Source organism: Wenzhouxiangella sp. XN24 (genome assembly GCF_011064545.1).
GTDB lineage: Bacteria > Pseudomonadota > Gammaproteobacteria > Steroidobacterales > XN24 > XN24.
The window spans coordinates 1-21,205 of sequence record NZ_JAAMFG010000031.1 but is presented as its reverse complement, the minus strand read 5'-3'; the positions used below and the strand labels follow the sequence as shown (position 1 = coordinate 21,205).

At 65.8% G+C, this 21,205-nt stretch carries 36 protein-coding genes; all 36 read left to right on the top strand.

The features are described 5' to 3' along the window. Positions 1 to 1,190 (top strand): elongation factor Tu (tuf, locus tag G6032_RS07485; RefSeq protein ID WP_165281262.1); only part of this gene is annotated, 1,190 nt, incomplete at its 5' end. Positions 1,191 to 1,219: 29 nt separating this feature from the next. After that, positions 1,220 to 1,531, top strand: a complete 312-nt coding sequence (gene rpsJ / locus G6032_RS07480; protein WP_165281525.1) for a 30S ribosomal protein S10 — start codon at positions 1,220 to 1,222, stop codon at positions 1,529 to 1,531. A 202-nt stretch (positions 1,532 to 1,733) separates the two neighbouring features. Then, entirely contained in the window at positions 1,734 to 2,378 is a 645-nt protein-coding gene (rplC, locus tag G6032_RS07475) for a 50S ribosomal protein L3 (RefSeq protein WP_165281524.1), read from the top strand. A 10-nt stretch (positions 2,379 to 2,388) separates the two neighbouring features. After that, positions 2,389 to 2,997, top strand: coding sequence for a 50S ribosomal protein L4 (gene rplD, locus G6032_RS07470; RefSeq protein ID WP_165281527.1), 609 nt, complete (start codon positions 2,389 to 2,391; stop codon positions 2,995 to 2,997). After that, positions 2,994 to 3,290 carry a 50S ribosomal protein L23 gene (gene rplW, locus G6032_RS07465; protein ID WP_165281523.1) on the top strand — a complete coding sequence of 99 codons (297 nt, stop codon included), beginning with the start codon at positions 2,994 to 2,996 and terminating at the stop codon, positions 3,288 to 3,290. Before rplD ends, rplW begins: the two co-directional genes overlap by 4 nt. A 30-nt stretch (positions 3,291 to 3,320) precedes the next feature. After that, on the top strand, positions 3,321 to 4,145 hold the full coding sequence (gene rplB, locus G6032_RS07460; protein WP_165281522.1) for a 50S ribosomal protein L2: 825 nt from the start codon (positions 3,321 to 3,323) through the stop codon (positions 4,143 to 4,145). A 20-nt stretch (positions 4,146 to 4,165) separates the two neighbouring features. Then, the gene (gene rpsS, locus G6032_RS07455; protein WP_165281521.1) at positions 4,166 to 4,438 is read left to right on the top strand and encodes a 30S ribosomal protein S19; all 273 of its coding nucleotides are present in this window, start codon (positions 4,166 to 4,168) and stop codon (positions 4,436 to 4,438) included. 11 nt (positions 4,439 to 4,449) lie between these two features. Then, positions 4,450 to 4,782 carry a 50S ribosomal protein L22 gene (gene rplV, locus G6032_RS07450; protein ID WP_165281520.1) on the top strand — a complete coding sequence of 111 codons (333 nt, stop codon included), beginning with the start codon at positions 4,450 to 4,452 and terminating at the stop codon, positions 4,780 to 4,782. Between the two features lie 16 nt (positions 4,783 to 4,798). Next, entirely contained in the window at positions 4,799 to 5,473 is a 675-nt protein-coding gene (rpsC, locus tag G6032_RS07445; protein WP_165281519.1) for a 30S ribosomal protein S3, read from the top strand. 10 nt (positions 5,474 to 5,483) lie between these two features. Further along, positions 5,484 to 5,897, top strand: coding sequence for a 50S ribosomal protein L16 (gene rplP / locus G6032_RS07440; RefSeq protein WP_165281518.1), 414 nt, complete (start codon positions 5,484 to 5,486; stop codon positions 5,895 to 5,897). Then, a complete protein-coding gene (rpmC, locus tag G6032_RS07435) occupies positions 5,897 to 6,106 on the top strand; it encodes a 50S ribosomal protein L29 (RefSeq protein WP_165281517.1) in 210 nt (69 codons plus the stop codon). Before rplP ends, rpmC begins: the two co-directional genes overlap by 1 nt. Further along, complete coding sequence (gene rpsQ / locus G6032_RS07430; RefSeq protein WP_165281516.1) at positions 6,106 to 6,387, top strand: 30S ribosomal protein S17; 282 nt, start codon at positions 6,106 to 6,108, stop codon at positions 6,385 to 6,387. The genes rpmC and rpsQ overlap by 1 nt, the downstream gene beginning before the upstream one ends. 32 nt (positions 6,388 to 6,419) lie before the next feature. After that, complete coding sequence (gene rplN / locus G6032_RS07425; protein WP_165281515.1) at positions 6,420 to 6,788, top strand: 50S ribosomal protein L14; 369 nt, start codon at positions 6,420 to 6,422, stop codon at positions 6,786 to 6,788. Between the two features lie 17 nt (positions 6,789 to 6,805). Next, positions 6,806 to 7,123: a 50S ribosomal protein L24 gene (gene rplX / locus G6032_RS07420; protein ID WP_165281514.1), complete on the top strand. Its 318-nt coding sequence runs from the start codon at positions 6,806 to 6,808 to the stop codon at positions 7,121 to 7,123. Between the two features lie 17 nt (positions 7,124 to 7,140). Then, positions 7,141 to 7,680: a 50S ribosomal protein L5 gene (rplE, locus tag G6032_RS07415; protein ID WP_165281513.1), complete on the top strand. Its 540-nt coding sequence runs from the start codon at positions 7,141 to 7,143 to the stop codon at positions 7,678 to 7,680. A 14-nt stretch (positions 7,681 to 7,694) separates the two neighbouring features. Then, positions 7,695 to 8,000 (top strand): 30S ribosomal protein S14, encoded by a 306-nt coding sequence (rpsN, locus tag G6032_RS07410; RefSeq protein ID WP_165281512.1) that lies wholly within the window; start codon positions 7,695 to 7,697, stop codon positions 7,998 to 8,000. Between the two features lie 29 nt (positions 8,001 to 8,029). After that, positions 8,030 to 8,428, top strand: a complete 399-nt coding sequence (rpsH, locus tag G6032_RS07405; protein WP_165281511.1) for a 30S ribosomal protein S8 — start codon at positions 8,030 to 8,032, stop codon at positions 8,426 to 8,428. A 32-nt stretch (positions 8,429 to 8,460) separates the two neighbouring features. Further along, positions 8,461 to 8,994: a 50S ribosomal protein L6 gene (gene rplF / locus G6032_RS07400; protein ID WP_165281510.1), complete on the top strand. Its 534-nt coding sequence runs from the start codon at positions 8,461 to 8,463 to the stop codon at positions 8,992 to 8,994. 12 nt (positions 8,995 to 9,006) lie between these two features. After that, a complete protein-coding gene (rplR, locus tag G6032_RS07395; RefSeq protein ID WP_165281509.1) occupies positions 9,007 to 9,360 on the top strand; it encodes a 50S ribosomal protein L18 in 354 nt (117 codons plus the stop codon). A gap of 25 nt (positions 9,361 to 9,385) precedes the next feature. Next, positions 9,386 to 9,892, top strand: a complete 507-nt coding sequence (rpsE, locus tag G6032_RS07390) for a 30S ribosomal protein S5 (protein WP_165281508.1) — start codon at positions 9,386 to 9,388, stop codon at positions 9,890 to 9,892. Between the two features lie 4 nt (positions 9,893 to 9,896). Then, entirely contained in the window at positions 9,897 to 10,097 is a 201-nt protein-coding gene (rpmD, locus tag G6032_RS07385) for a 50S ribosomal protein L30 (protein ID WP_165281507.1), read from the top strand. 1 nt (position 10,098) lies between these two features. Further along, entirely contained in the window at positions 10,099 to 10,530 is a 432-nt protein-coding gene (rplO, locus tag G6032_RS07380; RefSeq protein ID WP_165281506.1) for a 50S ribosomal protein L15, read from the top strand. 72 nt (positions 10,531 to 10,602) lie between these two features. Continuing rightward, a complete protein-coding gene (gene secY / locus G6032_RS07375) occupies positions 10,603 to 11,928 on the top strand; it encodes a preprotein translocase subunit SecY (protein WP_165281526.1) in 1,326 nt (441 codons plus the stop codon). A gap of 24 nt (positions 11,929 to 11,952) precedes the next feature. Beyond that, positions 11,953 to 12,066, top strand: coding sequence for a 50S ribosomal protein L36 (rpmJ, locus tag G6032_RS07370; RefSeq protein ID WP_165281505.1), 114 nt, complete (start codon positions 11,953 to 11,955; stop codon positions 12,064 to 12,066). A 70-nt stretch (positions 12,067 to 12,136) separates the two neighbouring features. Further along, the gene (rpsM, locus tag G6032_RS07365) at positions 12,137 to 12,493 is read left to right on the top strand and encodes a 30S ribosomal protein S13 (RefSeq protein WP_165281504.1); all 357 of its coding nucleotides are present in this window, start codon (positions 12,137 to 12,139) and stop codon (positions 12,491 to 12,493) included. Between the two features lie 49 nt (positions 12,494 to 12,542). Further along, entirely contained in the window at positions 12,543 to 12,932 is a 390-nt protein-coding gene (rpsK, locus tag G6032_RS07360; protein ID WP_165281503.1) for a 30S ribosomal protein S11, read from the top strand. Between the two features lie 21 nt (positions 12,933 to 12,953). Continuing rightward, positions 12,954 to 13,574, top strand: coding sequence for a 30S ribosomal protein S4 (gene rpsD, locus G6032_RS07355; protein ID WP_165281502.1), 621 nt, complete (start codon positions 12,954 to 12,956; stop codon positions 13,572 to 13,574). 19 nt (positions 13,575 to 13,593) lie between these two features. Continuing rightward, complete coding sequence (gene rpoA, locus G6032_RS07350) at positions 13,594 to 14,592, top strand: DNA-directed RNA polymerase subunit alpha (protein WP_165281501.1); 999 nt, start codon at positions 13,594 to 13,596, stop codon at positions 14,590 to 14,592. Positions 14,593 to 14,619: 27 nt separating this feature from the next. Further along, on the top strand, positions 14,620 to 14,997 hold the full coding sequence (rplQ, locus tag G6032_RS07345; protein ID WP_165281500.1) for a 50S ribosomal protein L17: 378 nt from the start codon (positions 14,620 to 14,622) through the stop codon (positions 14,995 to 14,997). A gap of 136 nt (positions 14,998 to 15,133) precedes the next feature. After that, positions 15,134 to 16,042: a 5'-nucleotidase gene (locus tag G6032_RS07340; RefSeq protein ID WP_240902079.1), complete on the top strand. Its 909-nt coding sequence runs from the start codon at positions 15,134 to 15,136 to the stop codon at positions 16,040 to 16,042. A gap of 4 nt (positions 16,043 to 16,046) precedes the next feature. Further along, a complete protein-coding gene (locus G6032_RS07335; protein ID WP_165281498.1) occupies positions 16,047 to 16,598 on the top strand; it encodes a GNAT family N-acetyltransferase in 552 nt (183 codons plus the stop codon). 23 nt (positions 16,599 to 16,621) lie between these two features. Beyond that, positions 16,622 to 17,488, top strand: a complete 867-nt coding sequence (locus G6032_RS07330; protein WP_165281497.1) for a hypothetical protein — start codon at positions 16,622 to 16,624, stop codon at positions 17,486 to 17,488. Between the two features lie 52 nt (positions 17,489 to 17,540). After that, positions 17,541 to 19,259: a gamma-glutamyltransferase gene (gene ggt, locus G6032_RS07325; RefSeq protein WP_165281496.1), complete on the top strand. Its 1,719-nt coding sequence runs from the start codon at positions 17,541 to 17,543 to the stop codon at positions 19,257 to 19,259. A 39-nt stretch (positions 19,260 to 19,298) separates the two neighbouring features. Continuing rightward, positions 19,299 to 19,658, top strand: a complete 360-nt coding sequence (locus G6032_RS07320; protein WP_165281495.1) for an antibiotic biosynthesis monooxygenase — start codon at positions 19,299 to 19,301, stop codon at positions 19,656 to 19,658. Beyond that, on the top strand, positions 19,655 to 20,434 hold the full coding sequence (locus tag G6032_RS07315; protein WP_165281494.1) for a hypothetical protein: 780 nt from the start codon (positions 19,655 to 19,657) through the stop codon (positions 20,432 to 20,434). Before G6032_RS07320 ends, G6032_RS07315 begins: the two co-directional genes overlap by 4 nt. After that, the coding region (locus G6032_RS07310; RefSeq protein WP_165281493.1) for a hypothetical protein at positions 20,415 to 21,205 on the top strand (791 nt) is incomplete at its 3' end. The genes G6032_RS07315 and G6032_RS07310, both read left to right, overlap by 20 nt.

The window sequence follows — 21,205 nt, the reverse complement described above, 5'->3', positions numbered from 1 at the left end:
TGTCCAAGTCGAAATTCGAGCGTACGAAGCCGCATGTGAATGTGGGGACGATTGGCCATGTTGACCATGGCAAGACGACCTTGACGGCGGCGTTGACGAAGGTGATGGCGGAGAAGTTTGGTGGTGAGGTGAGTGCCTACGACCAGATTGACAAGGCGCCGGAGGAGAAGGCGCGCGGCATCACGATTGCGACGGCGCACGTGGAGTACCAGTCGGAGAACCGGCATTACGCGCACGTGGACTGTCCGGGTCATGCGGACTACATCAAGAACATGATCACGGGTGCGGCGCAGATGGACGGTGCGATCCTGGTGGTGTCGGCGGCGGATGGTCCGATGCCGCAGACGCGGGAGCACATTCTGCTGGCGCGGCAGGTGGGTGTGCCTTATATCGTGGTGTACCTGAACAAGGCGGACATGGTGGACGATGCCGAGCTTCTGGAGCTGGTGGAGCTCGAGGTTCGGGATTTGCTGAGCACCTACGAGTTCCCCGGGGACGACACGCCGATCATCACGGGTTCGGCGCTGAAGGCGTTCGAGGGTGATGACAGCGAGATTGGCGTGCCGTCGGTGTTGAAGCTGGTGGACGCGATGGACAGTTACATTCCGGAGCCGGAGCGTGCGATTGATGGTGCGTTCCTGATGCCGATCGAGGACGTGTTCTCGATTTCGGGACGTGGCACGGTGGTGACGGGACGTATCGAGCGCGGCATCGTGAAGGTGGGCGACGAGGTGTCGATCGTGGGCATCCGTGATACCACGAAGACGACGGTGACGGGCGTCGAGATGTTCCGCAAGCTGCTGGACCAGGGCCAGGCGGGGGACAACGTGGGCGTGCTGCTGCGCGGTACGAAGCGTGACGACGTAGAGCGTGGCCAGGTGCTGGCGAAGACGGGTTCGATCACGCCGCACACGAAGTTCCAGGCCGAGGTGTACATCCTGGCGAAGGACGAGGGTGGTCGTCATACGCCGTTTTTCAAGGGCTACCGGCCGCAGTTTTATTTCCGCACGACGGACGTGACGGGGATGTGCGAGTTGCCTGAGGGTGTGGAGATGGTGATGCCGGGCGACAACGTGCAGATGGTGGTGGAGCTGATTGCGCCGATCGCGATGGAAGAGGGCCTGCGCTTCGCCATCCGCGAAGGCGGTCGCACCGTCGGCGCCGGCGTGGTCGCAAAGATTTACGAATAAGCCCGACCGGGCACACTGGATACAAGACCATGGCAAACCAGAACATCCGCATTCGGCTGAAGTCTTTCGATCACCGGTTGATCGACAATTCGGCCCGGGAGATCGTCGAGACGGCGCGGCGCACGGGCGCCGCCGTCCGGGGGCCGATCCCGCTGCCGAGCAAGACGGAGCGCTTCACCGTCCTGGTCTCCCCGCACGTCAACAAGGACGCGCGCGACCAGTACGAGCTGATCACGCACAAGCGCCTGATGGACATCCTCGACCCGACGGACAAGACCGTCGACGCCCTGATGAAGCTGGAATTGCCGGCGGGCGTGGATGTGCAGATCAAGTTGAACTGACGGGACGTCCCGAGTATAGTAGCGGGCTCCCTGCGGCCTGGCATGGATTACTGTGCCAGGCCGCTGATTTGAGGATGCCGCGGCATCTGTTTCCGCCTTCGCAATTGGCAGGCCCGGTTTTCGGGTTGCGGCGCAGGCGGTACCGAACCAAAGTGCAGCGCCGGCCAAACGAAGTCGGTGCGGTGATAGAGGAATAGACAAGATGGCGATCGGTCTCGTTGGCCGCAAGTGCGGCATGACCCGCGTGTTCACGGAAGACGGTGCCTCGGTGCCGGTGACCGTGATCGAGGCGTTGCCCAACCGGGTGGCCCAGGTCAAGACGGAAGACACGGACGGCTACCGCGCTGTCCAGGTGACCATGGGCAGCCGCAAGCCGTCCCGCGTCACCAGGGCGCAGGCCGGCCATTACGCCCGTGCCGGCATCGAAGCGGGGGTCGGCCTGTGGGAGTTCCGCCTCGGCGCGGACGAGGGTGCGGACCTCGCCCCGGGCGCCGAGATCAAGGTGGACAGCTTCACCGACGGCCAGGTCGTCGACGTGTCGGGCATGACCATCGGCAAGGGCTTCGCCGGCACCGTGAAGCGGCACAATTTCCACATGCAGGACGCGACCCACGGCAACTCGGTGTCGCACCGCGTGCCGGGCTCGATCGGCCAGAACCAGACGCCGGGCCGCGTCTTCAAGGGCAAGAAGATGTCCGGCCACATGGGCGCGGTCAATCGCACTGCACAAAATCTCACCGTTTTCCGCGTCGACGCGGAGCGCAATCTCCTCCTGATCAAGGGCGCCGTGCCCGGCGCGCGCAATGGCCGCGTCATCGTTCGGCCGGCAGCCAAGGCGCGGGGTTAAGAACATGGCTATGAAACTCCAGCTGCATGGCGCGGCGGGCAAGGACCTGCAGGTTTCCGAGCTGGCCTTCGGCAAGGAATTCAACGAGTCCCTGATCCACCAGGTCGTCACGGCGTTCATGGCGGCCGGCCGGTCCGGCACCAAGGCGCAGAAGACCCGTTCCGAAGTATCGGGCGGCGGCATCAAGCCCTGGCGCCAGAAGGGCACCGGGCGCGCGCGCGCAGGCACGATCCGCAGCCCCATCTGGGTCGGCGGCGGTCGCGCCTTCGCCGCGAAGCCGCGCAACTTCGAGCAGAAGGTCAACCGGAAGATGTATCGCGGCGCCATGCGCTCGCTGCTCTCCGAGCTGGTCCGCCAGGAAAGGCTGATCGTGGTCGAGTCGCTGGAGCTGGCGGAAGCGAAGACGAAGCTGTTCGTCGAGCAGATGAAGAGCCTCGGCGTGACGGGCGGGTTGTTCGTCATCGAGGCGTTCGAGGAGAAGCTCTGGCTGGCTTCGCGCAACCTGCCGCATGTCGAGATGCTGGAGGCGTCCGCGCTGGACCCGGTCAGCCTGCTGCGCCACGAGCACGTCGTGATCACCGTGGCCGCACTGCGCCGCGTCGAGGAGAACCTGGGATGAATCAGGAACGCCTGATGACCGTGCTGCTCGAGCCGCACGTATCCGAGAAGGCCACGCTGGCGTCCGAGCAGGGCAACCAGGTCGTGTTCAAGGTCCGCCGGGACGCGACCAAGGCCGAAATCGGCAAGGCCGTCGAGCTGATGTTCGAGGTCAAGGTCGAGGGCGTCCAGATCGCCGTGGTCAAGGGCAAGACCAAGCGATTCGGCGCGATGACCGGGCGCCGTTCGGACTGGAAGAAGGCCTACGTCAGCCTGGCTGCAGGCCAGACCATTGATTTCCTGGGCGGCGAATAGGCCGGCCGCGCAAGGACAGGACTGAGACTCATGGCAGTACAGAAAGCAAAACCGACTTCCGCAGGGCGACGTTTCGTCGTCCAGGTGAAGACGCCGGGCCTGCACAAGGGCGAGCCCTACGGGCCGCTGTTGGCGAAGAAGAACCGCACCGGCGCGCGCAACAACGTGGGCCGGATCACGGTGCGCCACCAGGGCGGCGGTCACAAGCAGCGTTACCGGATCGTGGACTTCCGCCGCGACAAGGACGGCGTGCCCGCCCGCGTGGAGCGGCTGGAATACGATCCTAACCGCAGCGCCCATCTCGCGTTGCTGCTGTACGCCGACGGCGAGCGCCGCTACATCATCGCGCCCCGGGGCGTGTCCGAGGGCGATCCGCTGATGTCGGGTGCCGAGGCGCCGATCAAGCCGGGCAACGCGCTGCCGCTCAGGAACATCCCGGTGGGCTCGACCGTGCATTGCGTCGAGATGAAGCCCGGCAAGGGCGCGCAGATCGCGCGCAGCGCCGGGACCTCGGTGATGATCGCCGCACGCGAGGGCATGCACACCACGCTGCGGTTGCGCTCCGGCGAGACCCGCAAGGTGCACATCGACTGTCGCGCGACGGTCGGAGAGGTCGGCAACGGCGAGCATTCCCTCAGGAAGCTCGGCAAGGCCGGCGCAAGCCGCTGGCGCGGGGTCCGTCCGACGGTCCGCGGTACGGTGATGAACCCCGTCGATCACCCGCACGGTGGTGGCGAGGGACGCAACTTCGGCAAGCACCCCACGACGCCGTGGGGTGTGCCGACCAAGGGTTACAAGACCCGCAAGAACAAGCGGACCGACGCGATGATCGTTCGTCGCCGCGGTCGCAAGTAAGGGAACGGAGAGGTTTAGCCGTGCCACGTTCGATCAAGAAGGGACCTTTCGTCGAAGCCAGCCTGCTCGCCAAGGCGCGGGCTGCGCAAGACAGGAACGACCGCCGGCCGATCAAGACCTGGTCGCGCCGCTCCATGGTCGTGCCCAACATGGTGGGCCTGACCATCGCCGTGCATAACGGCCGTCAGCATGTGCCCGTGCTCATCTCGGAAAACATGGTCGGGCACAAGCTCGGCGAGTTTGCCCAGACGCGGACCTTCAAGAGCCATTCGGGCGACCGGAAGTCGAAGTAGGAGTCATCGAGATGCAGGTAGCAGCCAGGCTTCGCTATGCCAGGATCTCGCCGCAGAAGTGCCGGCTGGTCGCGGACATGATCCGTGGCAAGTCTGTCGGCGCTGCGTTGCAGACCCTCCAGTTCACGCCGAAGAAAGCGGCGCACATGGTCAGGAAGGTGCTCGAGTCGGCAATCGCCAACGCGGAGCACAACCACGGCGCAGACATCGACGAGCTGAAGGTTTCGCTGGTCATGGTCGACGAGGCGCCGACCCTGAAGCGCTTCCGGGCGCGGGCCAAGGGGCGCGGCAACAGGATCATCAAGCGCAACAGTCATATCACCGTCCAGGTGGCAGACGAGTAGCACGGGAAAGTTATTCATGGGTCAAAAAGTACATCCAATCGGCATTCGTCTCGGTATCACACGGGAGTGGGACTCCCGCTGGTTCGCCGACACGAAGAACTTCCCCGAGTACCTGCACACGGATCACAAGATCCGCGGATTGCTGCGCAAGCGGCTTTCGCAGGCCTCCGTCAGCCGTATCCAGATCGAGCGTCCGGCCCGCAAGGCCCACATCACGATTCACACGGCGCGGCCGGGCATCGTGATCGGCAAGAAGGGCGAGGACATCGAGAAGCTGCGTCGCGAAGTGGCCGACATGCTGTCGCTGCCGATGGGCGACGTGCGCATCAATATCGCCGAGATCCGCAAGCCGGAGCTCGACGCGCAGCTGGTGGCCGAGGGGATCGCCCAGCAGCTCGAGCGTCGCGTGATGTTCCGCCGCGCCATGAAACGCGCCGTGACCAACACGATGCGCCTCGGCGCCCAGGGCGTGAAGATCAAGGTCGGGGGGCGGCTCAACGGCGCGGAAATCGCGCGTTCGGAGTGGTATCGCGAGGGCCGCGTGCCCCTGCACACCTTCCGGGCGGAAATCGACTACGGCTTCGCCGAGGCCCGGACCACCTACGGCGTGATCGGCGTCAAGGTCTGGATCTTCAAGGGCGAAGTGCTCGACAAGCCCGCGCCGGCACCGGCCGAAGTCGCGGCGAGCTAGGAGTACCGGGATGCTGCAACCGAAACGCACCAAGTACAGGAAACAGTTCAAGGGACGTAACCGCGGCCTCGCGCAGCGTGGTGCCGACGTGTCCTTCGGCGAGTTCGGCCTGAAGGCCACGACCCGCGGACGGCTCACCGCCCGACAGATCGAGGCGGCGCGTCGCGCCATGACCCGTTACGTGAAGCGCGGCGGCAAGATCTGGATCCGCGTGTTTCCGGACAAGCCGATCACCAAGAAGCCCCTCGAGGTCCGCATGGGCAAGGGCAAGGGCGCCGTGGAGTACTGGGTCGCCCAGGTCAAGCCCGGCAAGGTGTTGTACGAGATGGAAGGCGTGAGCGAGGAAGTGGCGCGCGAGGCGTTTCGCCTGGCGGCGTCCAAGTTGCCTTTCGGCACCTCCTTCGTGTCCCGGCAGGTGATGTGATGGAAGCGAAAGATCTGCGTGGCAAGACCCCGGTCGAACTGAAGGAGGAGCTGCTGAAGCTTCGCCGCGAGCAGTTCAACCTGCGGATGCAGCGGGCGACCGGCCAGATGGCGCGGCCCGACCAGTTCGGCAAGGTGCGCAAGGACATCGCGCGAGTCAAGACCGTACTCGGCGAGAAGAGCCGCGACGAAGCAAAAGGTAAGGCGTGATGAGCGAGACCATCGAGAACGGGTCCGACAGCAAGGTCCGCATCGTGACGGGCAAGGTCGTCAGCGACCGCATGGACAAGACGGCGGCCATTTCGGTGGAGCGCCTGGTGAAGCACCCGCTGTACGGCAAGTACATTCGCCGGACGACCAAGGTGCTGGCCCACGACGAAAACAACGAGTGCCGCATCGGCGACACGGTGAACATCGCCGAGACCCGGCCCCAGTCCAGGCGCAAGGCCTGGCGGGTGGTCGAGATCGTCGATCGCGCCACTGTGCGCTGAACGGCAGCAGGACGACTTAAGAGAGTGCAGTCATGATCCAGATGCAGACCGTCCTGACGGTGGCAGACAACAGCGGGGCGCGGCGCGTCCAGTGCATCAAGGTGCTGGGTGGCTCCAAGCGGCGCTATGCGGGTGTCGGCGACGTCATCAAGGTGAGCGTCAAGGACGCGATCCCGCGCGGCAAGGTGAAGAAAGGCGAGGTGTACAACGCCGTGGTGGTGCGTACCCGCAAGGGTGTGCGTCGTCCGGACGGGTCCCTGATCCGTTTCGACGGCAACGCAGCGGTGCTGCTGAACGCCAAGCTCGAGCCCATCGGTACGCGTATTTTCGGGCCCGTGACCCGCGAGCTGCGGACCGGGAATTTCATGAAGATCATCTCGCTCGCGCCCGAAGTTATCTAGGCGCCCGGGAGCAAGGCATGAACAGGATCAAGAAAGGCGACGAGGTCATCGTCATCACCGGTCGCGACAAGGGCCGCCGCGGCACCGTGCTGCGCGTGTTCGAGGATGACCGCGTGCTCGTGGAAAACATCAACGTCGTCAAGAAGCACCAGCGCCCCAACCCGCAGCGCGGCGTGGCCGGTGGCATCGTGGAAAAGGAAATGCCCTTGCAGGCGTCGAACGTGATGTTGTGGAACCCGCTCGCCAAGAAGGGCGATCGTGTCGGGATCCGGACGCTGCAGGACGGCAAGAAAGTCCGGTATTTCAAGTCGAACAACGAGGTCGTGGACGTCTGACGGCGTCCGGGTGAACTATGGCCAGGCTCAAAGAACATTACGAAGAGAAACTGCTGCCCGCGCTCATGGAGCGCCTGGAGCTGAAGAATCCCATGGAAGTGCCGCGGATCAGCAAGATCACGGTCAACATGGGTGTCGGCGAGGGGGTTGCGGACAAGAAGATCGTCGACAATGCCGCGCGCGACATGGATGCGATCGCCGGGCAGAAGTGCGTGATCACCAAGGCCCGCAAGTCGGTGGCCAGCTTCAAGCTGCGCGACGGCATGCCGGTGGGCTGCAAGGTCACGCTGCGCCGCGAGCGCATGTACGAGTTCCTCGATCGGCTGATCAACGTGGCGATCCCGCGTGTGCGCGATTTCCGCGGCCTGTCGGTCAAGTCCTTCGACGGCCAGGGCAATTACAGCCTCGGCGTCAAGGAACAGATCATTTTCCCCGAGGTCGATTACGACCAGGTCGATGCGATCCGGGGCATGGACATCACGATTACGACGACGGCGAAGAACGACGCGGAAGGCAGGGCACTGCTCGAAGCGTTCCAGTTCCCGTTCCGGAAATAGAGGACCGCAAGTCTATGGCCAAGAAATCCATGATCATGCGCGAGAAGCGTCGCGAAAAGCTGGTGGCCAAGTACGCCGCCAGGCGTGCCAAGCTGAAGGCGATCGTCATCGACCCGAACTCGAGCGACGAAGAGCGCCTCGAGGCCGTGGCGAAGCTCGCCGGCATGCCGCGCGACGCCAGCCCGACGCGGCTGCGCAATCGCTGCGCGATCACGGGTCGGCCGCGTGGCTATTACCGGAAATTCGGCCTCGGGCGTAACAAGTTGCGCGAAGCGACCATGAGCGGCCAGGTTCCCGGGCTGCGCAAGGCCAGCTGGTAAGCGCGAGAGACAGGCTGAGGATTCAATAAATGAGCATGACCGATCCCATCGCGGACCTCCTGACGCGGATTCGTAACGGCCAGAAGGCCGGCAAGGCCCAGGTGCGCATGCCGTCCTCGGGCGTCAAGAAAGCCATCCTGAAAGTGCTTCAGGACGAGGGCTACATCGACGGCTTCAGCATCGAGGATGGCGGCAACAACAAGGAAGAGTTGCTCGTGACGCTGCGCTACCACGAGGGCCGGCCGGTCATCGACCAGCTCAAGCGTGTCAGCAAGCCGGGTTGCCGGGTCTATCGCGGCAAGGACGACCTGCCGACGGTGTTCGGCGGGCTCGGGGTTGCGATCGTATCGACCTCCGACGGCCTGATGAGCGAGCGGGAAGCCCGCGCCAAGGGTCGCGGCGGTGAAGTCATCTGCGTCGTGTCCTGACCGGCACGGCCTACGAACTGCGAGATAGAACGATGTCCAGAGTCGCCAAGGTACCGGTTCCATTGCCCAAGGGCGTCGAGTTCAAGCTCGACGGCCGGCGCGCCGTGGTCAAGGGTCCGAAGGGAGAGCTTTCGCTCGATATCGACCCGTCGGTCGAGATCGCCCAGGAAGGCGCCGAGCTGCAGATCCGTACGCCGGGGCAGGAGAAGCCCTCGGGTGCGATGGCCGGTACCGTGCGGGCATTGCTCGCCAACATGGTGCAGGGCGTATCGGAGGGTTTCCAGAAGAAGCTCGAGCTCATCGGCGTCGGTTACCGCGCGCAGGCGCAGGGCAAGGTCCTGAACCTGACGCTGGGATTCTCGCACCCCGTGGCCTACCCGGTTCCGGAGGGGATCACGATCGAGACCCCCAGCCAGACGGAAGTGCTGGTCAAGGGCATCGATCGACAGAAAGTCGGCCAGGTGGCGGCGGATATCCGTCGCTATCGTCCGCCCGAGCCCTACAAGGGCAAGGGTGTGCGGTACTCGGGAGAGCGCGTGGTCATGAAGGAAGCGAAGAAGAAGTAGGGCGGGCGAGAAATGGAAAAGAAAGTTTCACGCATTCGGCGCGCGCGCCGCGCCCGGTCCAAGATCCGGGAGTTGGGGTACAACCGCCTCAGCGTCCATCGCACGCCGCGTCACATCTACGCGCAGGTCATTTCGCCGGATGGCGGGAAGGTGCTGGCCGTGGCGTCGACGCTGCAGCCCGCGGTGCGCGAAGGGATCGAAAAGACAGGCAATATCGCAGCCGCCGCGGCCGTTGGCCGGGCGATCGCCGAGGCGGCCAGGGCCGCCGGCGTGACCAAGGTGGCTTTCGACCGCTCGGGGTTCCGCTATCACGGCAGGGTGAAGGCCCTGGCCGATGCGGCCCGCGAGCATGGTCTCGAGTTCTAGGCAAACGCCCGGGGACAGTTGAACAATGGCAGCAGCAGAAAGAAACAGCGCCGGCGACGACTTCATTGAGAAGCTCGTCACCGTGAACCGCGTGGCCAAGGTCGTGAAGGGGGGTCGCCAGTTCGGCTTTACCGCCCTCACCGTCGTGGGCGACGGCTCCGGTCGTGTCGGCTACGGCTACGGCAAGGCGCGCGAGGTGCCTGTCGCAATCCAGAAGGCGATGCAGGCGGCGCGCAAGAACATGCGTCGCATCCAGTTGCGGGACGACACCTTGCAGTACGCCACCGAGGGCCACCACGGCGCGACGAAGGTGTACATGCAGCCCGCCTCGGACGGTACGGGCGTCATCGCCGGCGGCGCGATGCGCGCGGTGTTCGAATGCGCCGGCGTGCGCAACGTGCTGGCGAAGAGTTACGGGTCGCGCAACCCGATCAATGTCGTGCAGGCCACCATCAAGGGCCTGACCGGCATCAGCTCCCCGGAGCAGATCGCGGCGAAGCGCGGCAAGACGGTCGACGAGATCCTGGGTTAGAACGATGGCTGACAACACTGCAAACCCCCGCCAGCTGCGCGTGAAACTGGTCAAGAGCACCGCCGGCCGCATCGCCCGTCACCGGGCCTGCGTCAGCGGCCTGGGCCTGCGTCGCATGAACCACAGCGTGGTCGTGGCCGACACCCCGGAGAACCGGGGCATGATCAACAAGGTCTCGTACCTGCTACAGGTAGAGGAAGTCTGAGATGCGTCTCAACGATATCAAGCGTGGCGCCGGTGCGCGCAAGGCGCCGAAGCGGCTCGGCCGCGGCCATTCCGCCGGCCAGGGCAAGACCTGCGGCCGCGGCATGAAGGGCCAGCATGCCCGCTCCGGCGGTTACCACAAGGTGGGCTTCGAGGGCGGCCAGATGCCGCTGCAGCGCCGCCTACCGAAGGTGGGTTTTGCGTCACCGCGACGCGGGCTTTCGGGCGAGCTGCGGCTCGGCGAGCTGGCCAGCCTCGAGGGCGAAGTGGACCTCCTGGCGCTGAAGTCGGCCGGGCTGGTGGGGCAGCAGGTGAAGCGCGTTAAAGTGATTGCTTCCGGCAAGATCGACAAGGCCGTGACCATCAAGGGACTGGCCGTGACGCCCGGCGCCCGTGCGGCGATCGAGGCGGCGGGCGGAAAGATCGAGGAATAACGAGACCTCGGCCGGTGCCGCGTGGCAACCGGGCGAGAACGCGGAGTTGATGTGGCGAAGTCACCGACGAGCATGAATCCGGCTACGGCCCTTGGCGAGGCCGCCCGACTGGGCGACCTCCGCAAGCGGCTGTTCTTCCTGCTGGGCGCCCTCGTGGTGTACCGGATCGGGACGTTCATTCCCGTGCCCGGCATCGATCCCGTGGCGCTGGCCCGCTTCTTCCAGGAGCAGGAAGGCACCATCCTCAGCGTCTTCAACATGTTCTCCGGCGGCGCGCTGGAGCGACTGTCGATCCTCGCGCTCGGCATCATGCCGTACATCTCCGCCTCCATCATCATGCAGATGATGTCGGTCGTCGTGCCGTCGCTGGCCGCGATCAAGAAGGAAGGCGAATCGGGGCGCCGTCGCATCACGCAGTACACCCGTTACGGCACCCTCGGGCTCGCGACCTTCCAGTCGATCGGCGCGGCGATCGCCTTCCAGAACCAGGGCGTGGTCATCAATCCCGGCCCGCAGTTCGTGTTCATCGCCTGCGTGACGATGGTCACGGGCACGATGTTCCTGATGTGGCTCGGCGAGCAGGTCACCGAGCGCGGCATCGGCAACGGCATCTCCATGATCATCATGGCGGGCATCGTGGCCGGCCTGCCCTCGGCCCTCGGCGGCACGCTGGAGCTCGTCCGCAACGGCGAAATGCCGGCGGCCCTCGCCCTCGTCCTGTTCTTCCTCGTGCTGGCCGTGACCGCCTTCGTGGCCTTCGTGGAGCGGGGGCAGCGGCGTATCGCCGTCAATTATGCGAAACGCCAGCAGGGGCGGCGCATGTACCAGGGCCAGACGACGCACCTGCCGTTCAAGCTCAACATGGCCGGCGTCATCCCGCCGATCTTCGCCTCGAGCCTGATCCTGTTCCCGGCGACCGTGGCGCAGTGGTTCGGCACGGCGGACAGCATGGGCTGGCTGCAGACCATGGCCTCCAGCCTCGCGCCGGGACAGCCTGTCTACACGCTGATCTATGCCGGCCTGATCATCTTCTTCTGCTTCTTCTACACGGCGCTGGTGTTCAATTCCCGCGAGACCGCCGACAACCTGAAGCGGTCCGGCGCATTCATTCCAGGCATCCGCCCGGGGCAGCAGACGGCGGAATACATCGACAGCGTCCTGACCCGGCTGACGTTCTGGGGCGCGATGTACATCACGCTCATCTGCCTGATGCCGGAATTCATGATCATGTACTGGAACGTGCCGTTCTACTTCGGCGGCACGTCCCTGCTGATCATCGTGGTCGTCAGCATGGACTTCATGTCCCAGTTGCAGGCCCACATGATGAGCCACCAGTACGACGGCCTGCTGAAGAAGGCCAACCTGAAAGGCTACGGCCGCGCCGGACAAATCCGCTGACCGGCGCGGAACCAGGAGAGAGCAATGAAAGTACGTGCATCGGTCAAGAAGATCTGCAGGAACTGCAAGATCATTCGCCGTGGTGGCGTCATCCGGGTGATTTGCTCGGATCCGCGTCACAAGCAGCGGCAGGGTTGATGAACATTGAAGACGAGCGCCGAATCAGGCACAATGATCGGCTTCGCGTGAGCGATAGGAGACGGCGTTAATGGCCCGTATTGCCGGGATCAACATCCCAGCCAACAAGCACACAGTCATCGCGTTGACCCATATTTTCGGGGTCGGCAATTCCCGTGCGCAGAAAATCTGTGCCGCGGCAGGCGTTTCGCCTGACACCAAGGTCCGGGATCTCACCGAGCCGGAGGTGGAGAGCTTGCGCGCGGAGGTTGCACGGATTGTCGTCGAGGGCGATTTGCGCCGCGAGACGTCGATGAACATCAAGCGGCTGATGGATCTCGGTTGTTACCGCGGCATCCGTCATCGCCGGGGGCTGCCGATGCGCGGTCAACGGACCCGTACCAACGCCCGGACGCGGAAGGGTCCGCGCCGACCGGTCAGGAAATAACCAGGCGCCGCGCGAGCGGCACCCACGCGAACGCTAAGGTTTCGAACGAATGGCCAAGCAAGCCCCCAAGGTACGCAAGAAGATCAAGAAGCAGGTCGTGGATGCGATTGCGCATATCCACGCCTCCTTCAACAACACGATCATCACGATCACCGACCGCCAGGGCAATGCCTTGTCCTGGGCGACGTCGGGCGGCTGCGGTTTCCGCGGTTCGCGCAAGAGCACGCCCTTCGCGGCGCAGGTCGCCGCCGAGAAGGCCGGCAATGCGGCCGCCGAATATGGCGTGAAAAACGTGGAAGTCCGCGTCAAGGGCCCCGGGCCGGGACGCGAGTCCGCCGTCCGCTCGCTCAACGCCGTGGGCTTTCGTGTCACGAACATCGAGGACGTGACCCCGATCCCCCACAACGGCTGCCGGCCGCCCAAGAAGCGCCGGGTCTGACCCGCAGAGGCTCTTAATACTATGGCTAGATACCTGGGACCGAAGTGCAAGCTCTCCCGTCGCGAGGGCACCGACCTGTTCCTGAAGAGCAGCGTCCGGCCGCTTGAGTCCAAGTGCAAACTCGAGGTGCCTCCCGGCGGGGCGCCGCAGCGTCGTCCGCGCATTTCCGACTACGGCCTGCAGCTGCGCGAGAAGCAGAAGCTGCGCCGGATGTACGGCGTGCTCGAACGGCAGTTCAGCAACTACTACAAGCGGGCCGCCCAGCAGAAGGGCTCCACCGGTGAGAACCTGCTGAAGCTGCTCGAGGGCCGCCTGGACAACGTCGGCTACCGGATGGGCTTTGCGTCCACCCGCGCCGAGGCCCGCCAGCTGGTGAGCCACAAGGGCATCACCGTGAACGGCCAGGTGGTGAATATTCCGTCCTACCAGGTGAGCCCGGGGGACGAGATCGCGATCCGTGAGAAGGCCAAGAAGCAGCTGCGCGTGCAGAACGCCCTGCAGCTGGCGGGGGAAGCCGGTTTCCCCGAATGGGTCGAAGTGGATCAGACCAAGATGAGCGGCGTGCTGAAGCAGCTGCCCGACCGCGACGACATCCTGCCCGACATCAACGAAAACCTGGTCGTCGAGCTCTATTCCAAGTAATTGCGAGGCACTGAAGCCCATGCAGGCATCGGTCAACGAATTTTTGCGCCCCCGCGTGGTCAAGGTCCAGCCGGAAAGCCGGACCCGGGCCAAGGTCACCATCGAGCCGCTCGAGCGCGGTTTCGGTCACACGCTGGGCAATGCGCTGAGGCGTATCCTCTTGTCCTCCATGCCCGGCTGTGCCGTGGTGGAGGCCGAGATCGACGGCGTGCTCCATGAATACACCAGCATCGAAGGGGTGCAGGAGGACGTCGTCGACATCCTGCTGAACCTCAAGCAGTTGGCGGTGAAGATGCACACCCGCGACGAGATCGACCTGGTGCTGTCGAAGAAGGGCCCGGGCGTCGTCACGGCCGCGGACATCGAGACCGGGCACGACGTGGAAGTGATCAACCCCGACCTGGTGATCGCCACGCTGACCAAGGCCGGCAACCTGTCGATGCGGCTCAAGGTGCAGCGCGGGCGCGGCTACCAGCCGGTCACGCAGCGGCCGAATTTCGAGGAGCAGAGCGGGCCCATCGGCCGCCTGCAGCTCGATGCATCCTTCAGCCCGGTGCGGCGCGTCGCCTACACGGTCGATGCGGCGCGCGTCGAGCAGCGCACCGATCTCGACAAGCTGATTCTCGATATCGAGACCAACGGGACGATCGACTCGGAAGAGGCGATTCGCCGCGCGGGCGCGATCCTCAAGGACCAGCTCGCCGTGTTCGTCGACCTGCAGGGCGAAGGCATTGGCCCGGAACCGGGCGACAAGACTATCGATCCGATCCTGATCAAGCCGGTGGACGAGCTGGAGCTGACGGTGCGCTCGGCGAACTGCCTGAAGGCCGAGGACATCAACTACATCGGCGACCTCGTGCAGAAGACGGAAGTGGAGTTGCTCCGCACGCCGAACCTCGGCAAGAAGTCGCTGACCGAAATCAAGCAGGTGCTGGACAATCACGGGCTGCAGCTCGGCATGCGTCTCGAGGGGTGGCCGCCGGCCAGCCTGAAGCACGACAGCGAGCGGGTTGCCTGAGCGCGCCTCACAACAGGATAACGAGCAATGCGTCATCGCAAATCAGGTCGGCAACTCGGCCGCAAGAGCCCCCACCGTACCGCCATGTACCGCAACATGGCGTCGTCGCTGGTGCTCCATGAGACCATCCGCACCACGCTGCCGAAGGCCAAGGAGCTGCGCAGGGTCGTCGAGCCGCTGATCACTCTGGCCAAGCAGGACGGCGTCGCACAGCGTCGCCGTGCCTTCGACCGGCTGCGGGACAAGGCGGTCGTCGGCAAGCTGTTCAACGAGCTGGGCCCGCGCTACCGTGCGCGTCCGGGCGGCTACCTGCGCATCCTCAAGATGGGCAACCGCCCTGGCGACAATGCGCCCATGGCGCTCGTGCAGCTCGTGGACCAGCCGGAGACGGCAGCCGGCGAGTAGGCGACGCCTGCGCCACAGCAGATGCGTGGAAGGCCGGGCCCATGCCCGGCCTTTTCTTTTCGGGCCTCGCGGCCGGTGGAGGCTTCGTTCACGCTTTGCCGCAACGGGTGCGATAATCACCCCATGGAGCGGAACATTGGCTGAAGATCTCTCGGCATGCCTGGTGGTCGGCATTTCTTCGCGCGCCCTGTTCGACCTGCGCCGCGAGGACGCCCTGTTCGTCTCCGCGGGGCTCGACGCCTACCGCGCAGAACAGCTGAGCCGCGAGGACGAGATCCTGCCGCCGGGCACCGGGTTTTCCCTGGCCCAGGCCGTGCTGGGGTTGAACACGCCGGGCGCCCCCCGCCGGGCCGAAGTCGTGGTCATGTCACGCAACTCCACCGAGACCAGCCTGCGCATCTTCAATTCCATCCGCCACTACGGACTCGACATCACGCGCGCGGCCCTGTCGGGGGGCGCGCCTCTCGCGCCCTACCTGAAAGCCTTTCATGTCGACCTTTTCCTGTCCGGATACGAGGACGATGTGCGGCGCGCCCTCGATGGCGGAGTGGCCGCGGCGCTGCTCTACGATCGCCCCGAAGACCCGTTCGAACCGGCGGAAGAGATCCGCATCGCGTTCGACGGCGACGCCATCCTGTTCTCCGACGAGGCCGAGCGGGTGTTCCAGGCCGACGGGCTCGAAGCGTTCGTCCGGCACGAGGCGGAACGGGCGCGAGAGCCGCTGCCGGCCGGCCCTTTCGCCAACCTGCTGCACAAGCTGTCGGCCCTGCAACGGGCCGCGGGACGCGAAGGCGCCACGCCGATTCGCACGGCGCTGGTGACGGCGCGCGGCGGACCCGCCCACGAGCGTGTCATTCGCACGTTGCTCGCCTGGGGTATCGTCGTGGACGAGGCGTTTTTCCTGGGTGGCGTGCCGAAGACCGAAATCCTCGAGGCGTTCCGCCCGCATATTTTCTTCGATGACCAGGCGGCGCATTGCGAGCGAGCCGCCCCCCGCATACCCACCGGCCGCGTTCCAACCAGTGGCAGAGAGCATGAGGCATGAAGCCATGAGCATTCCCGACCATCGTGAATATCGCGCACTCGGTTACCTGATCGACGGCACGCCGTTTTTCGTTCGCGCCCTGCGCGAATGGGACCGTGATGCCGTCCTCGAACTGTTCGAGCGTTCCAGCCAGCAATCGCGGTATTTCCGGTATTTCGAGACCAAGCGAACGCTTTCCGACGCCGAGCTGGACTATTACACCCGGCTCGACTTCTTCCGCCACGTGGCGTTGGCCGCCGAGGCGCCGGACGAGGAAGGCATCATCGCGGTGGGCCGATACATCGAGGTACAGCCGCCGGTGGATCCGCGCCGTGCGGAAGTGGCCTTCCTCGTGCGCGACGATTTCCAGGGCCGGGGCGTCGCCACGCAGCTGCTCAAGCACCTGATAAGAATCGCGCGTGACAACGGCATCCAGCAGTTCGAGGCCGAGATGCTGCCGTCGAATACCAAGATGGTCGAGGTGTTCGATCATTCCGGATACGAGCTGAAACGCAGCCGCGAACCCGACAGCTTGCGGGTGGTGTTTCCGATCCACGACGAACGGATTCCGTTCTGAGCGCGAGGGCGTTTCTTGCCGTCGTGCTGATCCTTGCGGCATCAGGCTGCAGCCGGGTCGACACGCTGCGCTTCGCTTATGCGAACGAGGGCACGCCGGCCGAGTGGCCGGCAGGTGCTGCCGTGGCGCACCTGGCGCTCGAGCCGACGCCGGGTGCGAGGCCCTGGTTGCCGGTGTCCATCGACGACAGTGACCCGGTCCCGTTCCTGTTCCAGGCCTCGGCCGGCGCCATCGGACTGACTGGCGCCAGGGCGGCGGGGTTCGGCCCGATCGGGGCCGGGAGGCTGACATTGCGTGGCCCGTTGTTGCCCGGGGTGCGCGGCGGGATGTTGATCAAGCAGCGCCACCTCGCGCTCGGAGGCGTCGCCCTGCGGGACCAGAGCCTGCTCCTGGTGGATCCTTCCGACTGGCCCCACGGCCAGCCTGGCGGCGGAGCTGCAGGCGTGATCGGCTATGATCTTTTGCGGCGTTTCGTGGTGGAACTCGACCTGGGCGCGGGACGCGTGTCACTGCATCGACGCAACAGCTTCGACGTCGGCGGCATGCCGGCGGTCAGCCGGCTGGCCGTATTGCGGCGGGTGCCGTATTTCGAGGCCTGGGTAGAATTCGAACAAGGCGAGGGACGCTGGGTGAGGTTGCAGTTCGAGCCGGCGAGTGGCGGCGGGCTCTGCCTCGACGAACCGCTGCCGCCGGCGGTGGCCTCGGTCGGGGGGTTGCTCATCCCGGTCGAGCCGGTGCCGTGCGAACCGCCTGCTGCCGCGGCCGACGAGCCCGGCGGCGCCGATCCGGGCGCGGCACGCGACGGGTTGTTCGGTGCCCAGGCCTTGCGAGATCTGGTCGTCGCGGTGGATTACGAGAACGGCCGGATCGGTTTCCGGCCCACGGAATGAGCGGGATGAATTTCACGGGCGCGCCGTGTCGGGCATCATGCAGGGGAGAGTTATGCGGATTTCGAGTTTTCGCCGGGCAGGGCTCGGCCTGTTCTTTCTTAGCGCCACCCTGGTGTCAGGCATGTCGATGAGCGCAGATCGCGTCACCGGTCCGGAGTTCGTCACCCGCTCGGAGGTGATGGCCACGCACGGCATGGCGGCGACCAGCCATCCGCTGGCGACGCAGGTGGCGCTCGATATCCTCAAGGCGGGGGGCAGCGCGGTGGATGCGGCCATTGCAGCCAATGCCATGCTCGGCCTCGTGGAACCCACCGGCTGCGGCATCGGCGGCGACCTGTTCGCCATCGTCTGGGACGCCGAGTCGAAACAGCTGCGGGGGCTGAACGCCAGCGGGCGCTCGCCCCGGGGCCTTGAATTGCAGTGGTTCCTCGACAACGGCTACGAGAGTATTCCGAAGCTGGGGCCGCTGCCGGTGAGCGTGCCCGGGACGGTAGACGGCTGGTTCGAATTGCACGAGCGATTCGGACGGCTGCCGATGCAGAAAGTGCTCGCGCCGGCCATCCGCTACGCCTGGGAGGGCGTTCCGGTCCCGGAAGTCATCGCCTACTACTGGGAAAAGAACGCGGAGCAACGGCAGCAATACCCCGGCTTTGCGGAAGTCTTCATGCCGGGGGGCCGGGTCCCGGCCAAGGGCGAGGTGTTTCGCAATCCTGCGCTGGCCAACACCTATGCCCGCATCGCGGACGAAGGACGCGACGTTTTCTACAGGGGCGAAATGGCCCGCACCATGGCGGATTACTTGCAGGCGAACGGCGGCTTCCTGGCCTACGAGGATTTCGCGGCGCATCGCTCCGAATGGGTGGATCCGGTCTCAACGAACTACCGCGGCTACGACGTCTGGCAGCTGCCGCCGAATACCCAGGGGATCGCCGCGCTGCAGATGCTGAACATTCTCGAGGCATGGGACATCGCTGCGATGGGTTTCGACAGCCCCGATTACCTGCACCTGCTCGTCGAGGCCAAGAAGCTCGCTTTCGAGGACCGGGCCCGCTTCTATGCCGACCCGGCCTTCTCCGACATTCCCACCGGGGCGCTGATCTCGAAGGACTACGCCGAGCGCCGCCGCGCGCTGATCGACGTCGAAAAGGCCGCGGAGGCCTTCCCGCATGGCGATCCCGCGGTGCTCGGCCAGGGTGACACGATCTATCTCACGGTCGCCGACGACGACGGCAACATGGTCTCGCTGATCCAGAGCAACTACCGGGGCATGGGTTCGGGCATGACGCCGCCGGGACTGGGATTCGGCTTGCAGAACCGTGGCGAGATGTTCACCCTCGAGCCCGGACACCCCAACGTTTACGCGCCGGCCAAGCGCCCCTTCCACACGATCATCCCCGCGTTCGTGACGCGCGACGGCAAGCCCTGGCTGAGTTTCGGGGTGATGGGCGGCGGGATGCAGCCCCAGGGCCACGTCCAGGTGCTGGTCAACCTGATCGATTTCGGCATGAACCTCCAGGCGGCGGGCGACGCGCCCCGCGTGCGGCACGACGGTTCCAGCGAGCCCACGGGCGAGCGGATGACTGACGGCGGCGTGGTCCGCCTCGAGAAGGGATTCCCCGCGGCGGCGATCGAGGAACTGCAGCGGCGCGGGCATCGGGTCGAGGTTGCCAATGACGGGGGATACGGCGGTTACCAGGCCATCCGCAGGGACGGCGAGGTCTGGGTGGGTGCGTCCGAGTCCCGCAAAGACGGGCACGCCGCAGGGTACTGAGCGGCGATTCGCGAAAACCAGCAAAGGGAAAAGCGGTAAATGAGAGCCTTACCTGTGCACGAGGGCGCGTTCAGCGTGTTGCTGATATTCGACTGTCCGCCCGGCGAGAGCGAACGCTTCGCGAACGAGTTGTCGGATTTCATCGAGCGCCGTGTGCGTTACCACCCCGGCTTCCTTTCCGCGCTGGTCTACCTGAGCGAGGATGCCGCGAAGGTGGTCGAGTTGTTCCAGTGGGCGCGGTCCGAGGACTGGGAACGCTACCGCGCGAGTGCCGATGGCCGCGACGCCGTCCAGTGGCTGACGGGTCATCATCCGACCATCCAGTATCTCGAACTGGTGCGCGGCATCGTGAACCCTCCGCCCGGCGACAGCGGATCCTGGCCGACAGCGGACCCGTGACGGGCCGGGACCTGTTCTGCCTCGTGGCGGCCACGGCGGTCGCCTGGCTGTTCCACCTGTATGTCCGGCTGCTGCCGACCGCCCTCGTCGTTGCGTGCTGGGTCCTGCTCACGGGAGCGATCACCGCCGGGCTTTTCCAGCGGGCCCGGCTCCGGCGCCGCGCCCTGTTGTCCGTTTATGTCGCCGCCGGCAGTCCGTGGCAGATGCGCCTGCGCGGCGGGGTGCTCATGGGAGTCGGGGCGCTGGCGCTGGCAGGGCTCCTGGCCATGGTGCTCGCCCTGGGTCTTGCGCGCCTGGAGCCACCCGCCGCCTGGCTCGCGCTCGCGGCAGCGATGCCGGTGCTGGTCGGCTTGCGCCGGATCCTGCATCGCCGCCTCGCGTCGCATGTCGCCGCGACCTACCTGCCGCTCTTGAGCTGGCGGGCGGCGGCCCTGGCGACGGGACTGGTGTTGCTGGGCGTGCTGGTCGCGCTCGCGGCCCGGCAGGTCTATCCTGATTTCTCCGGCGTGAGCCTGGAACGGGCCGCCTGGCACATGGTGGACCAGCAGCATGCGCGCAGCGCACTGGCGCAGGCGCTGTTGCAGGGCATGGCGGCCTTCGACGGCTTGCGCCTGTGGCTGGCCCAGCAGCTGATGCCGACGCCCGGCACTTCGGTGCTGCAGTTGCTGGGGTGGTTGCTGGTGTTTGCGGAAGGGCTGCTTTTCGTGTGGTCTTACCTGCTGATGGCTTATGGGGTGTTGACGATGGTGGGGACGCATGACCGCGGCGAGCGCTGATCGCATTTCCGTCGGGGCAGGGAGGGACCGGCTGTGGACGCTGGCGAGCCTTCTCGCCCTCGCGATCCTCGCCGTACTGGTCACCGGCACGCTACAGCGCGGCTGGACGCCGGGTCCGCGGATCCACGTCCAGCTCGGTGCGGACCACTATCGGGTCGAGTCCGCCGAGGCCGAATCCCTGGAGGCTTTCTCGCGGGACTATTTCAACACGGGTTCTGCGGCCGCGCGCACGGTCCTGCAGCGCGAACTCGAGGCCGGCGTGACCAGGACTTTCGACCAGGTCCGGGAGCGCCTGCCGGAATTTGCCGACTGGTATTACTCGCTGGGCGGGGAGTACAGCCGCCTGTCGATGGCCGCGCTGGCGCGACTGAACCTGGCCGAGGACGGTTACGTGGCGCGGCGTGTGGAGGAGATCCTGTTTCCGGAGCCCGCCTGGGAAACGGCCCTGGCGCAACTTTCGGCTGATGCCGCCGCGCGCCTGCAGGTGCAGGGGCAGGCGCTCCGCGACGGATGGCTGGCCGAACTGGCCCGACGTCTCGAGCCGAAACGCGTGCCGGCGCCGTTGCCCGAAGGCGCCGACCCAGCAGGCCTGACGTTTCGCCCGGCGGCCTTCGCCGAGGCCCTGCAGGCGCAGGAGCAGGAGATTTTCGCTGCGCGGCTCGGCCTCAGCACGGTGGCGGCAGCCGGTGTGGCGGCCCGGGTAGCCTGGCAGGGCGCTGCCGCGCGGCAGGCGGCCGTCATGGGGCGGGCCGCCGGCGGGCGCGTCGCCGG

Excerpts from the sequence above, each read along its gene's own strand:
- rplR (WP_165281509.1), top strand. The coding sequence starts at position 9,007 with ATGGAAAAGAAAGTTTCACGCATTCGGCGCGCGCGCCGCGCCCGGTCC.
- rplX (WP_165281514.1), top strand. The coding sequence starts at position 6,806 with ATGAACAGGATCAAGAAAGGCGACGAGGTCATCGTCATCACCGGTCGC.
- rpsQ (WP_165281516.1), top strand. The coding sequence starts at position 6,106 with ATGAGCGAGACCATCGAGAACGGGTCCGACAGCAAGGTCCGCATCGTG.
- rplW (WP_165281523.1), top strand. The coding sequence starts at position 2,994 with ATGAATCAGGAACGCCTGATGACCGTGCTGCTCGAGCCGCACGTATCC.
- rplE (WP_165281513.1), top strand. The coding sequence starts at position 7,141 with ATGGCCAGGCTCAAAGAACATTACGAAGAGAAACTGCTGCCCGCGCTC.
- secY (WP_165281526.1), top strand. The coding sequence starts at position 10,603 with ATGAATCCGGCTACGGCCCTTGGCGAGGCCGCCCGACTGGGCGACCTC.
- rpsN (WP_165281512.1), top strand. The coding sequence starts at position 7,695 with ATGGCCAAGAAATCCATGATCATGCGCGAGAAGCGTCGCGAAAAGCTG.
- rpsH (WP_165281511.1), top strand. The coding sequence starts at position 8,030 with ATGAGCATGACCGATCCCATCGCGGACCTCCTGACGCGGATTCGTAAC.
- rplD (WP_165281527.1), top strand. The coding sequence starts at position 2,389 with ATGAAACTCCAGCTGCATGGCGCGGCGGGCAAGGACCTGCAGGTTTCC.
- rpsD (WP_165281502.1), top strand. The coding sequence starts at position 12,954 with ATGGCTAGATACCTGGGACCGAAGTGCAAGCTCTCCCGTCGCGAGGGC.
- rpmD (WP_165281507.1), top strand. The coding sequence starts at position 9,897 with ATGGCTGACAACACTGCAAACCCCCGCCAGCTGCGCGTGAAACTGGTC.
- rplV (WP_165281520.1), top strand. The coding sequence starts at position 4,450 with ATGCAGGTAGCAGCCAGGCTTCGCTATGCCAGGATCTCGCCGCAGAAG.
- rpsJ (WP_165281525.1), top strand. The coding sequence starts at position 1,220 with ATGGCAAACCAGAACATCCGCATTCGGCTGAAGTCTTTCGATCACCGG.
- rplC (WP_165281524.1), top strand. The coding sequence starts at position 1,734 with ATGGCGATCGGTCTCGTTGGCCGCAAGTGCGGCATGACCCGCGTGTTC.
- rpsE (WP_165281508.1), top strand. The coding sequence starts at position 9,386 with ATGGCAGCAGCAGAAAGAAACAGCGCCGGCGACGACTTCATTGAGAAG.
- rpoA (WP_165281501.1), top strand. The coding sequence starts at position 13,594 with ATGCAGGCATCGGTCAACGAATTTTTGCGCCCCCGCGTGGTCAAGGTC.
- rplP (WP_165281518.1), top strand. The coding sequence starts at position 5,484 with ATGCTGCAACCGAAACGCACCAAGTACAGGAAACAGTTCAAGGGACGT.
- rplN (WP_165281515.1), top strand. The coding sequence starts at position 6,420 with ATGATCCAGATGCAGACCGTCCTGACGGTGGCAGACAACAGCGGGGCG.
- rpmJ (WP_165281505.1), top strand. The coding sequence starts at position 11,953 with ATGAAAGTACGTGCATCGGTCAAGAAGATCTGCAGGAACTGCAAGATC.
- rpsM (WP_165281504.1), top strand. The coding sequence starts at position 12,137 with ATGGCCCGTATTGCCGGGATCAACATCCCAGCCAACAAGCACACAGTC.
- rpmC (WP_165281517.1), top strand. The coding sequence starts at position 5,897 with ATGGAAGCGAAAGATCTGCGTGGCAAGACCCCGGTCGAACTGAAGGAG.
- G6032_RS07320 (WP_165281495.1), top strand. The coding sequence starts at position 19,299 with ATGAGAGCCTTACCTGTGCACGAGGGCGCGTTCAGCGTGTTGCTGATA.
- ggt (WP_165281496.1), top strand. The coding sequence starts at position 17,541 with ATGCGGATTTCGAGTTTTCGCCGGGCAGGGCTCGGCCTGTTCTTTCTT.
- rpsC (WP_165281519.1), top strand. The coding sequence starts at position 4,799 with ATGGGTCAAAAAGTACATCCAATCGGCATTCGTCTCGGTATCACACGG.
- rpsK (WP_165281503.1), top strand. The coding sequence starts at position 12,543 with ATGGCCAAGCAAGCCCCCAAGGTACGCAAGAAGATCAAGAAGCAGGTC.
- rplQ (WP_165281500.1), top strand. The coding sequence starts at position 14,620 with ATGCGTCATCGCAAATCAGGTCGGCAACTCGGCCGCAAGAGCCCCCAC.
- G6032_RS07335 (WP_165281498.1), top strand. The coding sequence starts at position 16,047 with ATGAGCATTCCCGACCATCGTGAATATCGCGCACTCGGTTACCTGATC.
- rplF (WP_165281510.1), top strand. The coding sequence starts at position 8,461 with ATGTCCAGAGTCGCCAAGGTACCGGTTCCATTGCCCAAGGGCGTCGAG.
- rplB (WP_165281522.1), top strand. The coding sequence starts at position 3,321 with ATGGCAGTACAGAAAGCAAAACCGACTTCCGCAGGGCGACGTTTCGTC.
- rplO (WP_165281506.1), top strand. The coding sequence starts at position 10,099 with ATGCGTCTCAACGATATCAAGCGTGGCGCCGGTGCGCGCAAGGCGCCG.